Annotated in this window: 19 protein-coding genes; all 19 read left to right on the top strand. The window is 55.6% G+C overall.

Annotated features, from left to right (window positions below):
* Positions 1-2 precede the first annotated feature (2 nt).
* The 19 genes from K3729_12985 (at position 3) to nuoI (ending at position 13,556) form a co-directional block, all read left to right on the top strand.
* The gene (locus tag K3729_12985) at positions 3-887 is read left to right on the top strand and encodes a sulfotransferase (GenBank protein ID UWQ98364.1); all 885 of its coding nucleotides are present in this window, start codon (positions 3-5) and stop codon (positions 885-887) included.
* Positions 884-2,122 (top strand): NADH-quinone oxidoreductase subunit D, encoded by a 1,239-nt coding sequence (locus tag K3729_12980; protein ID UWQ98363.1) that lies wholly within the window; start codon positions 884-886, stop codon positions 2,120-2,122. Before K3729_12985 ends, K3729_12980 begins: the two co-directional genes overlap by 4 nt.
* A gap of 19 nt (positions 2,123-2,141) precedes the next feature.
* On the top strand, positions 2,142-2,438 hold the full coding sequence (locus K3729_12975) for a hypothetical protein (GenBank protein ID UWQ98362.1): 297 nt from the start codon (positions 2,142-2,144) through the stop codon (positions 2,436-2,438).
* 53 nt (positions 2,439-2,491) lie between these two features.
* Positions 2,492-3,706, top strand: a complete 1,215-nt coding sequence (locus K3729_12970) for an NADH-quinone oxidoreductase subunit E (protein UWQ98361.1) — start codon at positions 2,492-2,494, stop codon at positions 3,704-3,706.
* A 161-nt stretch (positions 3,707-3,867) separates the two neighbouring features.
* Positions 3,868-4,782, top strand: a complete 915-nt coding sequence (locus K3729_12965) for a hypothetical protein (protein ID UWQ98360.1) — start codon at positions 3,868-3,870, stop codon at positions 4,780-4,782.
* Positions 4,783-4,794: 12 nt separating this feature from the next.
* Complete coding sequence (locus K3729_12960) at positions 4,795-5,019, top strand: DUF5337 domain-containing protein (GenBank protein ID UWQ98359.1); 225 nt, start codon at positions 4,795-4,797, stop codon at positions 5,017-5,019.
* Between the two features lie 6 nt (positions 5,020-5,025).
* A complete protein-coding gene (gene nuoF / locus K3729_12955; GenBank protein UWQ98358.1) occupies positions 5,026-6,312 on the top strand; it encodes an NADH-quinone oxidoreductase subunit NuoF in 1,287 nt (428 codons plus the stop codon).
* Complete coding sequence (locus K3729_12950) at positions 6,312-6,716, top strand: hypothetical protein (GenBank protein UWQ98357.1); 405 nt, start codon at positions 6,312-6,314, stop codon at positions 6,714-6,716. The genes nuoF and K3729_12950 overlap by 1 nt, the downstream gene beginning before the upstream one ends.
* Positions 6,717-6,774: 58 nt before the next feature.
* Positions 6,775-7,194: a hypothetical protein gene (locus K3729_12945; protein UWQ98356.1), complete on the top strand. Its 420-nt coding sequence runs from the start codon at positions 6,775-6,777 to the stop codon at positions 7,192-7,194.
* A 103-nt stretch (positions 7,195-7,297) separates the two neighbouring features.
* Positions 7,298-7,702 (top strand): hypothetical protein, encoded by a 405-nt coding sequence (locus K3729_12940; GenBank protein UWQ98355.1) that lies wholly within the window; start codon positions 7,298-7,300, stop codon positions 7,700-7,702.
* A gap of 10 nt (positions 7,703-7,712) precedes the next feature.
* The gene (locus tag K3729_12935; protein UWQ98354.1) at positions 7,713-8,033 is read left to right on the top strand and encodes a hypothetical protein; all 321 of its coding nucleotides are present in this window, start codon (positions 7,713-7,715) and stop codon (positions 8,031-8,033) included.
* Between the two features lie 8 nt (positions 8,034-8,041).
* The gene (locus K3729_12930; protein UWR01050.1) at positions 8,042-8,497 is read left to right on the top strand and encodes a DUF3291 domain-containing protein; all 456 of its coding nucleotides are present in this window, start codon (positions 8,042-8,044) and stop codon (positions 8,495-8,497) included.
* Entirely contained in the window at positions 8,494-8,727 is a 234-nt protein-coding gene (locus tag K3729_12925; protein UWQ98353.1) for a hypothetical protein, read from the top strand. The genes K3729_12930 and K3729_12925 overlap by 4 nt, the downstream gene beginning before the upstream one ends.
* A gap of 111 nt (positions 8,728-8,838) precedes the next feature.
* Complete coding sequence (locus tag K3729_12920; protein ID UWQ98352.1) at positions 8,839-9,246, top strand: DUF5333 domain-containing protein; 408 nt, start codon at positions 8,839-8,841, stop codon at positions 9,244-9,246.
* 137 nt (positions 9,247-9,383) lie between these two features.
* The gene (gene nuoG / locus K3729_12915; GenBank protein ID UWQ98351.1) at positions 9,384-11,402 is read left to right on the top strand and encodes an NADH-quinone oxidoreductase subunit NuoG; all 2,019 of its coding nucleotides are present in this window, start codon (positions 9,384-9,386) and stop codon (positions 11,400-11,402) included.
* Positions 11,403-11,792, top strand: coding sequence for a hypothetical protein (locus K3729_12910; GenBank protein ID UWQ98350.1), 390 nt, complete (start codon positions 11,403-11,405; stop codon positions 11,790-11,792).
* 9 nt (positions 11,793-11,801) lie between these two features.
* On the top strand, positions 11,802-12,842 hold the full coding sequence (gene nuoH / locus K3729_12905) for an NADH-quinone oxidoreductase subunit NuoH (protein ID UWQ98349.1): 1,041 nt from the start codon (positions 11,802-11,804) through the stop codon (positions 12,840-12,842).
* 1 nt (position 12,843) lies between these two features.
* The gene (locus K3729_12900; GenBank protein ID UWQ98348.1) at positions 12,844-13,065 is read left to right on the top strand and encodes a hypothetical protein; all 222 of its coding nucleotides are present in this window, start codon (positions 12,844-12,846) and stop codon (positions 13,063-13,065) included.
* Complete coding sequence (gene nuoI / locus K3729_12895; GenBank protein UWQ98347.1) at positions 13,062-13,556, top strand: NADH-quinone oxidoreductase subunit NuoI; 495 nt, start codon at positions 13,062-13,064, stop codon at positions 13,554-13,556. Before K3729_12900 ends, nuoI begins: the two co-directional genes overlap by 4 nt.
* Positions 13,557-13,575: the final 19 nt, after the last annotated feature.

Genomic DNA, 13,575 nt, shown 5'->3' with positions numbered 1-13,575 from the left:
TGATGGACGACAAAACGCTGATGTTTGGTCTAGGTGCGACGAAGGCAGGGACATCCTGGCTTCACCGTTACCTGTGCGACCATCCGCAATGCGCTTTGCCGAATATCAAAGAACTGCACTACTTTGACCGCGCCGTGCCCAAGCATCGCGAAAAGGAAATCATCCGGCTGGAAACAGTCCGCGCTGATCTGCTTGCGAAAACGTTGTTGGCTGACAAAGCCAAGGCAGCGCGTCTTGATCGCCGCATTGATGAAGTCGAAGCGTGGATCAAAGTGATGAAGACGGGTGGGGCGGATCATACCGGCTACACAGATTTTCTGACACGCGACGCTGGCAGTGACGTGAAACTTGTTGGGGACATCACACCGGCCTACGGTTTGATGAATGAACCAACACTGGTCCGCATGCGCGACATGGCGCCGGATACGCGATTTGTGATGCTGCTGCGTGACCCGCTGGATCGGTTGTGGTCTAATCTGCGTATGATGGCAGGCTGGCGCGTGAAAGACGGGGAAACTCTGTCCGACAAGGCGAACCATCTTTTTGATCGCCTGCTGAAGGGCGATGAAAACGGCGTTGCAAAACGGTCCGATTACACAGGGATGCTGACTCGTATTCTGAACGTGATCCCGCGAGATCGTCTGCATGTTGCATTCTACGAAGGCCTGTTCACGCAGGCGTCCGTTGACAAAATTTGCGCGTTTCTGGGGCTGGCCCCGCGCGTTGGGGACTTTGATCGTGTAATCCACGCGTCAAAACCCGCTGAACTTGATCCATCCCGTGCGCGGCTCGTGCGCGAGATGCTGATCCCACATTATGATTACGTTGAACGGCTGATGGGCGAACTGCCCGACCGCTGGCACCAAAACAGAGAGGTCCTGACATGATGGACGGCGATATCCGGGTAAACACCTACGATGACGGCTCAACCGATGCGGTGACGGGCGAACAGAAGATCCGTAACTTCAACATCAACTTTGGCCCGCAACACCCTGCGGCACACGGCGTTTTGCGTCTCGTGCTTGAACTCGACGGCGAAATCGTCGAACGCTGCGATCCGCACATCGGCCTGCTGCACCGTGGCACTGAAAAGCTGATGGAAAGCCGGACGTACTTGCAAAACCTGCCGTACTTCGACCGTCTCGACTACGTGGCGCCGATGAACCAAGAACACGCTTGGTGTCTTGCAATTGAAAAGCTGACAGGCACCGAAGTGCCGCGTCGTGCGTCACTGATCCGTGTGCTTTATTCCGAAATTGGCCGCGTGCTGAACCACCTGCTGAACGTCACGACACAGGCGATGGACGTGGGTGCGCTGACGCCACCGCTTTGGGGCTTTGAAGAGCGCGAAAAGCTGATGGTGTTCTACGAACGCGCCTGTGGTGCGCGTTTGCATGCCGCTTATTTCCGTCCGGGTGGGGTGCATCAGGACCTGCCAGATCAGTTGATCGAAGACATCGACCAATGGGCCGTGGAATTCCCGCGCGTTATCGACGACATCGACGGGCTGCTGACCGAAAACCGGATTTTCAAACAGCGGAACTGCGATATCGGCGTTGTGACCGAAGAAGAAATTCAAGACTGGGGTTTCTCGGGCGTGATGGTTCGCGGCTCTGGGCTCGCATGGGATTTGCGCCGCGCGCAGCCTTACGAATGCTACGATGAATTCGAATTCCAAGTGCCTGTGGGCAAAAACGGCGACTGCTACGACCGTTACCTGTGCCGCATGGAAGAAATGCGCCAGTCGACCCACATCATCCGTCAGGCCTGCGAAAAGCTGCGCCATGAAAAGGGTGACGTGATGGCACGCGGTAAAATGACACCGCCAACACGTGGCGAGATGAAAACGTCGATGGAGGCGTTGATCCACCACTTCAAACTATACACCGAAGGGTTCCACGTCCCAGCAGGTGAAACCTACGCGGCTGTTGAAGCACCAAAAGGCGAATTCGGCGTGTTCCTCGTGGCGGACGGGTCCAACAAACCGTACCGCGCGAAATTGCGTGCGCCGGGCTTCCTGCACCTGCAGGCGATGGATCACGTCGCAACGGGCCACCAGCTGGCTGACGTTGCCGCGATCATCGGGACGATGGACGTCGTGTTCGGTGAAATTGACCGCTGATTTTTATAAAGAGTAGGGGATGAAGATCATGATGAAATCCGGATTTGCTATTATTGCCGCCCTGTCATTGGTGGCGTGTTCCGGCACGCAAGAAGCGTCAGCACCGACACGTCAACTGTCGGACAAAGAACGCTTTGTCGCGGCGATCGAAGCCAACGGCTGCGTGATCAACATCGCAACAATTGGTCCGATCATGTCCCAAGCTTCGATCAACCAAGACCAGCTTGCGACACTGACCGTCGCACTTGAAACTGATGGCGTACTTGCGCCGGATGGCACGGACACTGTCCGTCTGTCGTCAAACAACTGTATTTAACGGCCTGCGGCCTGCTAACGGCTGCTGCCCCGATCTGAACCGGAAGACCTAAGATGCTGCGTAGACTACACCCTGATCAGCCCGAAAGCTTCGCCTTCACGCCTGAGAACCAGAAATGGGCCGAAGCTCAGACGACGAAATACCCAGAAGGGCGGCAGGCATCTGCGATTATTCCTATCCTGTGGCGTGCGCAGGAACAGGAAGGTTGGTTGACTCGTCCGGCGATTGAATATGTTGCGGAAATGCTGGGCCTTGCCTACATCCGAGCGCTCGAAGTGGCATCGTTCTACTTCATGTTCCAGCTACAACCTGTTGGTACTGTGGCGCATATTCAGGTCTGCGGCACGCTATCTTGCATGATCTGCGGCGCGGAAGATCTAATCGGTGTCTGCAAAGACAAGATCGCGGATAAAGCGCATGCACTGTCCGCCGACGGTAAGTTTTCATGGGAAGAAGTCGAATGTTTGGGCTCTTGCGCAAACGCGCCAATGGCTCAGATCGGCAAAGACTACTACGAAGACCTAACCGCTGAACGCCTGTCCGAAATCATCGACGAACTGGCTGCCGGCAAGGTCCCGACACCGGGTCCGCAGAACGGCCGTTACGCGGCTGAACCGCTTAAGGGTCTGACATCGTTGACTGAATACGATAGCGGCAAAACCAAATACAACGCATCTGTGCAATTGGCGACAGACATCGGCGATACGGTCAAACGGATCGATGGAACCGAAGTGCCGATTTTGACGCCTTGGTTGGATGGTGAAGTGAAAACCAAACCTGCCGCAAAAAAGAAAGCTGCGCCAAAGAAAACAGCTGCTGAAAATGCGGCTGATGCGAAGAAAACGCCAGCAGCGCGCGCAGCCGAAGAACGACGCAAAGAAGAAATCGCCGATGCGGAAAATACACCCGTGTCAAAGGCGAAGCCAAAAACAAAACCGGCCGCAAAGCCTGCTGCGACAAAGGGTAAGACCGATGCTGCCGCTAAGGCCAAAGCAGCGCCAGCGCCTGTCGCTGCGGCAGACGGTCCTGAAAAGCAACCAGAGGTTCTGACCGCAGCCCGTGCAGGCGGGGCAGATGATCTGAAACGGATAAGCGGTGTTGGCCCGAAACTGGAAGGCGTGTTGAACGACCTTGGTTTCTACCATTTTGATCAGATCGCCAAATGGACGTCCGACGAAATTCAGTGGGTCGATAATCGCCTGAAATTCAAAGGCCGGATCATTCGGGATGACTGGGTTTCTCAGGCCAAAGCCTTCGCAGAGGAGTAATCGCAACAGGCGGCGGCCTGTATGAATTCACATTTTCTTATCAGATTCCGCACAAATGGGCTATCTATGCCCCGTGGGGGGATGAAAGGTGCAGTTTGCGCCCGATCCCTAGCTGTTAAGATGGTGGTAACACACGCCGCTTGTATGGAGATTAGACTGCTATGAATAATACTGCGCCAATAAGTATGGGTATCCTCGTCGTCGCCGGCCTGTTCGGCTTTATCGGCGGTGCGCTATCCTTTGTGGTGTTCGACTGGAGTTTTCTGGGCGCCCTTTTTCTTGCAATTGTAATCGCGATTATCGTCGCCATCATCTTGATGTTGGGCTGGCGTGAACCTGCGTCCGGTCCGGTCGAGGCTGGTACGGCTGGTGTCGGGGCAGGGACTGCGCCAACTGCCAGCACCGCCGCGTCTGCCGCTGCGACACGCGATGTTGCTGATGAAACGACGGCCGTTGCTGTTGATCCGCAGATCACGACAGATGCTGCGATGAAAGATGAAGAAGCGAAAGCGGTCGAAATGACCGATCCGCAGGTCAAAACCGATGGTGCCTCGGCTGCGGCAGCGGCCAAGGTGACTTCATCCGCTGCGTTACCAGGGCAGGACGATCTGGCCGCACGCAAAGGCGAATGGAAATACGAAGGTGGCGGTGCTGCCGCTGAAAAAGCGCCTGTTGTCGATGAAAAGCTGGACACACCAGCGAAAGTTGCCGAAGCCTCTGCTGAAATGACCGGTGGTTCCGGCGACAAAGATTACGACGGCGACGGCGTGATTGAAGGCGAAAACGAAGGCGCGAAGCCCGAGATGCTGACAGCCGCCCGTGACGGTGGCGCTGATAACCTCAAGGAAATCAAAGGCGTCGGTCCAAAGATGGAAAACATGCTCAATGAAATGGGCGTATACCACTTTGATCAGGTTGCTGGCTGGTCCGCACAAGAAGTGGCTTGGGTCGATGCGAACCTCAAAGGCTTCAAAGGCCGCGTCAGCCGTGATGGCTGGGTCGATCAAGCGAAAATTCTGGCCGCTGGTGGCGATACCGAATTTTCCAAGAAAGTAGAGAAAGGCGGCGTTTACTAACGCCGTGTAAGAATGACACCCACAGGAAAGACAACAGAAGCAAAAGCAGGGCAACGCGTCGCGTTGATTATGGCTGCGACTGGTGTTTTGTGGGTGTTGTTCACCGCATTGGGCAAAGAATACGGGTGGCCCAATCGGGTTATCGCACTTTTTGACCTTGCAGCGCTCGCCGGATTCGGGTTTGCGCTATGGAACACCTATCAACTCTGGCGGGCCCGCCAGACCGACAAAGGCTGAGAAACGATGCTCAAAGATCAGGACCGCATTTTTACCAACATCTACGGTATGCATGACCGCACTTTGAAAGGTGCGCAGGCGCGTGGACATTGGGATGGCACTGCCGCCATCATTAAAAAGGGCCGCGATTGGATCGTCGACGAAATGAAAGCATCTGGTCTGCGTGGACGCGGTGGCGCGGGCTTCCCAACTGGCCTGAAATGGTCGTTCATGCCAAAAGAATCGGATGGTCGTCCGGCATACCTTGTTGTGAACGCGGATGAATCCGAGCCGGGCACATGTAAAGACCGCGAGATCATGCGCCATGATCCGCACACATTGATCGAAGGCTGCCTGATCGCATCCTTCGCGATGAACGCAAACACCTGCCACATCTACATTCGCGGCGAATACATCCGCGAAAAAGAAGCGCTGCAGGCCGCGATTGACGAAGCATATGACGCGGGTCTCGTTGGCAAGAACGCTTGCGGCTCTGGCTGGGACTTCGACATTTTCCTGTCACACGGGGCAGGGGCATACATCTGTGGTGAAGAAACCGCGCTTCTCGAATCCCTCGAAGGGAAAAAGGGTATGCCGCGGATGAAGCCGCCATTCCCTGCGGGCGCGGGCCTTTATGGTTGCCCGACAACTGTGAATAACGTCGAATCAATTGCTGTGGTGCCGACCATCCTGCGTCGCGGCGGAAGCTGGTTCGCTGGCATGGGCCGTCCGAACAATGCAGGCACCAAGCTGTTTGCGATTTCCGGCCACGTGAATAACCCGTGTGTGGTTGAGGAAGAAATGTCGATCACGTTCGAAGAACTGATCGAAAAGCATTGCGGCGGCATTCGCGGCGGCTGGGACAACCTGCAAGCCGTGATCCCGGGTGGGTCGTCCGTGCCATGTGTACGCGGCGAACACATGAAAGACGCGATCATGGACTTCGATTACCTGCGCGGTGAACTTGGCTCCGGCCTTGGGACTGCTGCCGTGATCGTCATGGATAACTCCGTCGACATGATCAAAGCGATCTGGCGTCTTGCCAAGTTCTACAAGCACGAAAGCTGCGGCCAATGTACGCCGTGCCGTGAAGGTACGGGATGGATGATGCGCGTGATGGAGCGTCTGGTCAAAGGCGAAGCTGATCCGGAAGAAATCGACATGCTTTGGGACGTGACCAAGCAGGTCGAAGGCCACACAATCTGTGCGCTGGGTGACGCAGCAGCTTGGCCGATCCAAGGTCTGATCAAGAACTTCCGTCCCGAAATCGAAGACCGCATTAAGTCCAAGCGCGGCGTGATCGCGGCTGAATAATGCGGAAACTAGCGGTCCTTTTGGTAGTGATGGTCGCGGGCTGTGCCCCGCGTCCTGCCCCTATGATCCAAGGGGACCCGACGGCCGTCGCCGCACTTCTGGCGACGACCGACGCGCAGTTCTTTGCGCAAACGGCATTGGCCCAAACAGTCGCCAATGCCTGCCCAAGTATTTCCTTCAATGATCGTTTTAACCAAGCCCTGATTGCCCACCGTTTTGGCGGTGGACGACGCGGGCTTGCTGCGGCGGCCAACACCCGCGCCATTGATCTTGAAGAAGACGTCGCAACCCGTTCTTTGCAAGCGCGTTACGAAACCCCCCTGACCGACACCAACCTTTGTGTCGTCGGATCAGGCGAAATTGCGCGGAAATCTGCGCTGAGCGCGGTTTTGATCGCCTCATAGGTGCATGGACATCCGACACGTCCTTGCTAGGCTAAGCAAAACGCCGAAAGGGACCGCCATGTCATTCAGAAAAGCCATCACAGCAACAGCCTTGATCGCAACGACAGCCTGCGCACCGGCACGCCCCCAAGTCCCCGATGGCCAGCTTGGTCTTGTGATGGACATGACGGCATTCAATCGTGGCCAATGTGACGTAGTCGGCGAAGGCATCGCAGTCGACAAATCCGTGGTCCTGAACGGGGACTATTTCAAAGTCGTCGGCAACATCTTCAATTCGCAACTGGTCTGCACGCTTGATAATGGGCAACGGGTCCGCACAATCACGCACCACCAATTCTTTGACCAAGGCGGTTTCAACTACGCCGCCATCGTTGTCGGTCGCATTCAAGGCGCGGGCGAAACCCAGATTTACGGCTATAACGACGGTCCCAACGGCAAAGTGGATGTGGATGGTTTCTTTGTTTTCGAAGCGTTCTAGGGCGCATGTCCGTGGGCTAAGTCTAGTTTGGTTCTTGTCGGCGTGTTCGGCAAATGCGCCGATAACCGACGCTCGCGAAATCCGGTTCACGTCGGCCCAGCAGATGTATGATTTTATGCTGGACCAAAGCGTCGCCAGCAAACTCGCACGCGATATCGTTCAAGCGTGCTTGCCTCTTCAACTTGATCGGGCGGCCATCGCGCGACGCAATAATATCCTGACCAATGAAATGGCGCGTCTCGAGCAGGATGATCCGCAGGTGCTACTTGATTTTGCAGACCGGATGGGAATTCCAATGGAAGCAAACTCGCGGATCGCGAACCGAACTGGAACACGCAACCCGACGGCTTTAGCGATGACTGGCCTGAACTCCGGCATGCTTGCTGACTTTGGCGGAAGCGTTCTTTTGCGGCTCGCAGTATCGCCATCATCCAACAGCTGCAGCGACGGCGCGCGTGAAATGGACAACGGGACATTGGTTGGCTCATTTCTAAAGCGTGTAGGGTAGGGATTTCACTGTGAAATTACTGCCCACGCGGAACAAGGACCAAAAACGCGAAGGTATTTCCGAAGCAATGGTTGAGCTGGCGATTGCATTTGGCATGTTTGCGACTGGCGGCATCCTGATGTGTTTGCAGGTTTATGTATTTGAAACCGCGTCATGGCTGCTATTTGTTGGCGTGGTTGCCATGCTGATCGGTGTCTACGCGATTGCGCAGGCCTGCATTGGTTTGCTGCTCGAACTCACTCTCGGGATTGAGCGTTTTGTTGCAATTCTCTGTTGCTGCTTTTTCATCTTATTGCTTGTTCAAGGATATCAACTAATAACAGCCCCATGACCCAAACAATGCACCTCGCCGAACTCAATGTTGGACGCCTTGTCGCCCCGACAGATGATCCGCGTGTCGCTGATTTCATGAACAATCTCGACCGGATCAACGGGCTTGGCAAACGGATGCCGGGGTTTGTGTGGATGATGGAAGGGTCGGGCGAACCGGGGACGGGGAACACGGATGTGAAGCTGGATGGTGATCCGTTGTTTGTAGCAAACCTGACCGTTTGGGAAGACTACGATAGCCTCAAGACTTTTGTGTACCAGACGCTCCACAAGAAATTCATGGACCGCAAAGCCGAATGGTTCGAAGCCTTGGCCGACAAGCATTTCGTGATGTGGTGGGTTCCTGTGGGCCATACCCCGACGATCGACGAAGCATTGGCACGCTTGGACCATCTGAAACAGCATGGCGATTCCGACCATGCATTCGGCTGGTCCCATATGACAAAACAGGACGACACTTTATGAAGACGATGTGGGACGGATTACTCAGCTTTTTGGCGGCAATCGCAACAGCGATCATTACGGGCGGGCCAAGCTGGTACACCTATCAAGCAACAGAAGCAGGCATAGCACCCAAGTGGGCGCTTGGTTTCGTATTCGTGTTGGGCGGTATGGGATTGATCCTGACAATTGCGTTTCTACGCAAGGCAAAGGGTGGAATCAGCCCAACGCGCGACCGCAAACGCAGGTCTTGAATTTGGGCCGAAGCTTGCCAGCAAACGGCTCTTGATATTGAATATCAAGGCGCGTCACCCAATGTCTTCACCAACGCAGTATATGTGCCTCGCACAAAGGAATAACGAACAATGACGCTTTCAAAAATCGCCACCGCTGGGGTTCTGTCCCTTGGACTGATGACTAACGCAGCCACGGCACAGCAGTCGCTCCGTGATGTCGGCTATGTCACCGAAGGTTTGATCGCAGTTGGAATCGCCTACGAGATTTCTGAAGTCTGCGATGGTATTTCGGCACGGACCCTGCGCGGTCTGGGTTATCTGAACCAGCTTCAAAACCACGCCAAAGGCCTCGGGTTTACGTCCGCGCAGATTGACGCGTTCCGCAAAGACAAAGGCGAACAGGACCGTCTTGAAGCAATCGCACGTCAGCGGCTTGCCGCGATGGGGGCCACACCCGGAAATGCCGCGTCACATTGCACGGTTGGACGTGCTGAAATCGCAAAAGAATCCACGATTGGTTACCTGTTGCGCGGGTAAGGGTTAACAACCTCACATTTCAGCTTCAAAAAGATGGCCTAGCGTCTGGTATCGGGTGCGACCATCCGCTAGAACGCCTTCCAAAGCCGTCACGCATTTTCATGTGTGGTGCTGCATGCGGAACGAAAAGGCGCGATATGTCTGATCTGAAAAAAGTCGTCATTGATGGAACCGAAGTTGAGGTGGATGGGGCAATGACCCTGATCCAGGCCTGCGAAGAAGCAGGCGTGGAAATCCCGCGGTTTTGTTACCACGAACGTCTGACCATCGCGGGCAACTGCCGCATGTGTCTGGTTGAAGTTGTCGGTGGGCCGCCAAAGCCTGCCGCATCCTGCGCGATGCAGGTCCGCGATCTGCGCCCCGGTCCGGAAGGCCAGCCGCCTGTTGTGAAAACCAACAGTCCTATGGTTAAAAAGGCCCGCGAAGGCGTGATGGAGTTCCTCCTGATCAACCACCCGCTGGATTGCCCGATTTGTGACCAAGGCGGCGAATGCGATCTGCAGGATCAGGCAATGGCCTACGGCGTCGATTTCTCTCGCTTCCGCGAACCAAAGCGCGCGACAGAAGATCTGGATCTTGGTCCGCTCGTTGAAACCCACATGACACGCTGCATTTCCTGCACCCGTTGTGTGCGCTTCACGACTGAGGTCGCAGGCATCCACCAGATGGGCCAGACTGGCCGTGGTGAAGATGCAGAGATTACATCGTATCTGGGCGAAACGCTCGATTCGAACATGCAGGGCAATATCATTGACCTGTGTCCGGTTGGCGCGCTTGTGTCCAAACCATACGCTTTCACCGCCCGTCCTTGGGAATTGACCAAAACCGAATCCATCGACGTGATGGACGCGCTTGGGTCAAACATCCGCGTGGACACCAAGGGCCGCGAAGTGATGCGGTTCTTGCCGCGTAACCATGACGGCGTGAACGAAGAATGGATTTCCGACAAAACACGTTTCGTTTGGGACGGTCTGCGTCGTCAGCGTCTCGACACACCTTACATCCGCGAAAACGGTAAGCTGCGCAAAGCCAGCTGGCCCGAAGCGCTTGCCGCCGTCGCATCCGCGATGAAAGGCAAAAAGGTTGCAGGTCTCGTTGGCGATCTGGCACCTGTTGAAGCTGCATTTGCGCTGAAACAACTGATCGAAGGGCAGGGCGGTAACGTCGAATGTCGCGTCGATGGTGCGAAGCTGCCAATCGGCAACCGGTCCGCTTACGTGGGGACTGCTGCGATCGAAGATATCGACGATGCGGAAATGATGGTCCTGATCGGGACCAACCCGCGTCTGGAAGCTCCTGTGCTGAACGCGCGTCTGCGTCAGGCTTGGTCACGCGGCGCGAACGTTGCCCGCATCGGCTCAAATGATGATCTGACTTTCGACATCAAACAAATCGGCTCTGGTCGTGACGATCTGGTTGATCTTGCTGGCTTGGACCATTCCGACAAACACGGCACCAAAGGTGTGATGATCGTCGGTCAAGGCGCATTGACAGAAGCTGACGGCGAAGCGGTGCTAAGCCAAGCAATGAAAGCGGCGGACGCTGCACAGTCCAAATTCCTCATTCTGCACACAGCGGCCAGCCGCGTAGGCGCGATGGACGTGGGTGCCGTGACTGAAGGTGGTCTTGAAGCGGCATTGGACGGGGCAGAGGTTGTTTATAACCTTGGCGCGGACGAAGTTGAAATCAAACCGGGCGCTTTCGTGATCTATCAGGGCTCGCACGGCGACCGCGGCGCACACCGCGCTGACGTGATCCTGCCGGGTGCAGCTTACACTGAAGAAAACGGTCTGTTCGTGAACACAGAAGGCCGTCCTCAGCTGGCGATGCGTGCATCACATGCACCGGGTGAAGCCAAAGAAAACTGGGCGATCCTGCGGGCTTTGTCTGCGGAACTCGAGGCGACATTGCCATACGATTCCATGGCGCAATTGCGCTCTGCTATCGTGGCGGCGCATCCGCATCTGGGTGACATCGACGTTGTTGCAGAAAACGATTGGCAGCCAATCGCGGCTAAGAAACCGGGCAAAGCGGACTTCGTGAACGCTGTGACTGATTTCTACCTGACCAACCCAATCGCACGGGCATCCCAGCTGATGGCGGAACTGTCCGCCAACGCCAAAGCCCGCGCAAACGCACCGATGGCCGCCGAGTAAGTGAAAGCTGTCGCCGTCATAAGCGCGTTGGCCCTTGCGGGTTGCACAGGATCAGGGGCCGATGTGTCCCGCGATACCTTTGCGCCTGTCTATAACGGCATTGAAACGCGTTTGTTGGACGGTGATCTGGTGAACTTTCGGGTCAGCATGACCGGTGCACGGACCCAAGCGGACGTGGATCAATACGCCCGCTGTGCTGCCGCCCAATATACCCTGATCCGGGGCTATGGATTTACGCGCCACGTGCGCACGACTGCCGCCCAAGAGGGCGCAACATGGACCGGCGATGCGGTCTTTGTGATTTCGCCAGCGCTGCCCGCGGGTAGCCGAACAATTGACGCCGAAGTGACTGTCGCAGATTGCGGTCAGTCCGGAATTCCAACGGTGTAGGGGACGACAATGATTGAGTTTTTCACCAATACAAACCTAGGCATGGTCCTTGTGATGTTGGGCCAGTGTCTACTGGTTTTGATCCCGCTGTTGGTCGCCTTGGCCTTCCTGATGTATGCGGACCGTAAAATCTGGGCGGCTGTCCAGATGCGCAAAGGGCCGAACATGGTTGGTGCCTACGGTTTGCTGCAATCCTTCGCGGATTTCTTGAAATACATCGTCAAAGAAATCGTCGTGCCTGCGGGTGCCGACAAAGGTGTCTTCTTCCTTGCCCCAATGATTTCCTTCGTTCTGGCAGTTGTCGCTTGGTCGGTGATCCCATTCAATGACGGTTGGGTCGTGTCCAACATCAACGTGGCGATCCTGTTCGTCTTCGCTGTGTCATCGCTGGAAGTTTACGGCGTGATCATGGGCGGTTGGGCGTCAAACTCGAAATATCCGTTCCTCGGCTCGCTCCGCTCTGCCGCGCAGATGATTTCTTACGAAGTCTCTTTGGGCCTGATCATCATCGGTGTGATTATCTCAACCGGTTCAATGAACTTCGGGTCAATCGTTGCGGCGCAAGACACGGGCTACGGCATCCTCGGCTGGTACTGGTTGCCGCACTTCCCGATGGTATTCCTGTTCTTTATCAGCGCCTTGGCTGAAACAAACCGCCCACCATTCGACCTTCCAGAAGCGGAATCAGAATTGGTTGCGGGTTACCAAGTTGAATACTCATCCACACCTTTCCTGCTGTTCATGATCGGCGAACTGATGGCTGTCGTGCTGATGTGCGCGCTGATCTCGCTGCTGTTCTTCGGTGGCTGGCTGTCCCCACTGCCGTTCCTGCCGGATGGCGTGTTCTGGATGATCCTGAAAATGGCGACTGTGTTCTTCTTCTTCTCCATGGTGAAGGCGATCACACCGCGCTACCGCTACGACCAACTGATGCGGATCGGCTGGAAAGTCTTCTTGCCAATGTCGCTGGTATGGGTCGTGTTCATCGCCTTCATGGCAAAGTTCGAAGTCTTTGGCGGCTTCTGGGCACGCTGGGCAGTAGGCGGCTGATATGGCAAACCAGCTGAACAAAATGTCGCTCGAAGACTTGCGTCAGATGCGCAGCGACATTCTGGCTGGTCAAACGGCTGAAGACGGTAAAATGACCGTCGGTGAATATATCGCCCAATTCGGCGACCAAAAAACGCAGCGGGCCGAAAAAGCTGCGTTTCTTGTGCAAATTGATGAAGCAATCGGCAAACTAGACGTGACTGGTTCGGAGACCCGCCCATGACCCAAATCGATTATACCCGCGCCGCGAAGTACTTTTTGCTTCAGGATTTCTTCCAAGGCTTCAAGCTTGGGTTCAAATACTTCTTCTCGCCAAAAGCGACGTTGAACTACCCGCATGAAAAGGGGCCTTTGTCCCCGCGTTTCCGTGGTGAACATGCGTTGCGCCGCTATCCAAACGGCGAAGAACGCTGCATCGCATGTAAACTGTGCGAAGCGGTTTGTCCTGCGCAGGCGATCACCATCGACGCGGAACCGCGCGACGACGGATCCCGCCGGACCACACGCTACGACATCGATATGACAAAATGCATCTACTGCGGTTTCTGCCAAGAAGCCTGCCCAGTGGATGCGATCGTCGAAGGTCCAAACTTCGAATTCTCAACAGAGACACGCGAAGAATTGTACTACGACAAAGACAAACTGCTAGCGAACGGCGACCGTTGGGAAGCTGAAATCGCACGCAATCTCGAAATGGATGCACCTTACCGATGATCCTTGGGCCGGTTTCATA

The sequence above is a fragment of the Rhodobacteraceae bacterium S2214 genome (assembly GCA_025141675.1).
Taxonomy (GTDB): domain Bacteria; phylum Pseudomonadota; class Alphaproteobacteria; order Rhodobacterales; family Rhodobacteraceae; genus Yoonia.
The sequence above is the reverse complement of the archived record's forward strand: the minus strand, read 5'-3'. Positions and strand labels throughout refer to the sequence as shown.

What these genes read in the sequence shown, in the direction of transcription:
- K3729_12985 (UWQ98364.1), top strand. Translation starts at nt 3, where the DNA reads ATGGACGACAAAACGCTGATGTTTGGTCTAGGTGCGACGAAGGCAGGG.
- K3729_12980 (UWQ98363.1), top strand. Translation starts at nt 884, where the DNA reads ATGATGGACGGCGATATCCGGGTAAACACCTACGATGACGGCTCAACC.
- K3729_12975 (UWQ98362.1), top strand. Translation starts at nt 2,142, where the DNA reads ATGAAGATCATGATGAAATCCGGATTTGCTATTATTGCCGCCCTGTCA.
- K3729_12970 (UWQ98361.1), top strand. Translation starts at nt 2,492, where the DNA reads ATGCTGCGTAGACTACACCCTGATCAGCCCGAAAGCTTCGCCTTCACG.
- K3729_12965 (UWQ98360.1), top strand. Translation starts at nt 3,868, where the DNA reads ATGAATAATACTGCGCCAATAAGTATGGGTATCCTCGTCGTCGCCGGC.
- K3729_12960 (UWQ98359.1), top strand. Translation starts at nt 4,795, where the DNA reads ATGACACCCACAGGAAAGACAACAGAAGCAAAAGCAGGGCAACGCGTC.
- nuoF (UWQ98358.1), top strand. Translation starts at nt 5,026, where the DNA reads ATGCTCAAAGATCAGGACCGCATTTTTACCAACATCTACGGTATGCAT.
- K3729_12950 (UWQ98357.1), top strand. Translation starts at nt 6,312, where the DNA reads ATGCGGAAACTAGCGGTCCTTTTGGTAGTGATGGTCGCGGGCTGTGCC.
- K3729_12945 (UWQ98356.1), top strand. Translation starts at nt 6,775, where the DNA reads ATGTCATTCAGAAAAGCCATCACAGCAACAGCCTTGATCGCAACGACA.
- K3729_12940 (UWQ98355.1), top strand. Translation starts at nt 7,298, where the DNA reads ATGTATGATTTTATGCTGGACCAAAGCGTCGCCAGCAAACTCGCACGC.
- K3729_12930 (UWR01050.1), top strand. Translation starts at nt 8,042, where the DNA reads ATGCACCTCGCCGAACTCAATGTTGGACGCCTTGTCGCCCCGACAGAT.
- K3729_12925 (UWQ98353.1), top strand. Translation starts at nt 8,494, where the DNA reads ATGAAGACGATGTGGGACGGATTACTCAGCTTTTTGGCGGCAATCGCA.
- K3729_12920 (UWQ98352.1), top strand. Translation starts at nt 8,839, where the DNA reads ATGACGCTTTCAAAAATCGCCACCGCTGGGGTTCTGTCCCTTGGACTG.
- nuoG (UWQ98351.1), top strand. Translation starts at nt 9,384, where the DNA reads ATGTCTGATCTGAAAAAAGTCGTCATTGATGGAACCGAAGTTGAGGTG.
- nuoH (UWQ98349.1), top strand. Translation starts at nt 11,802, where the DNA reads ATGATTGAGTTTTTCACCAATACAAACCTAGGCATGGTCCTTGTGATG.
- K3729_12900 (UWQ98348.1), top strand. Translation starts at nt 12,844, where the DNA reads ATGGCAAACCAGCTGAACAAAATGTCGCTCGAAGACTTGCGTCAGATG.
- nuoI (UWQ98347.1), top strand. Translation starts at nt 13,062, where the DNA reads ATGACCCAAATCGATTATACCCGCGCCGCGAAGTACTTTTTGCTTCAG.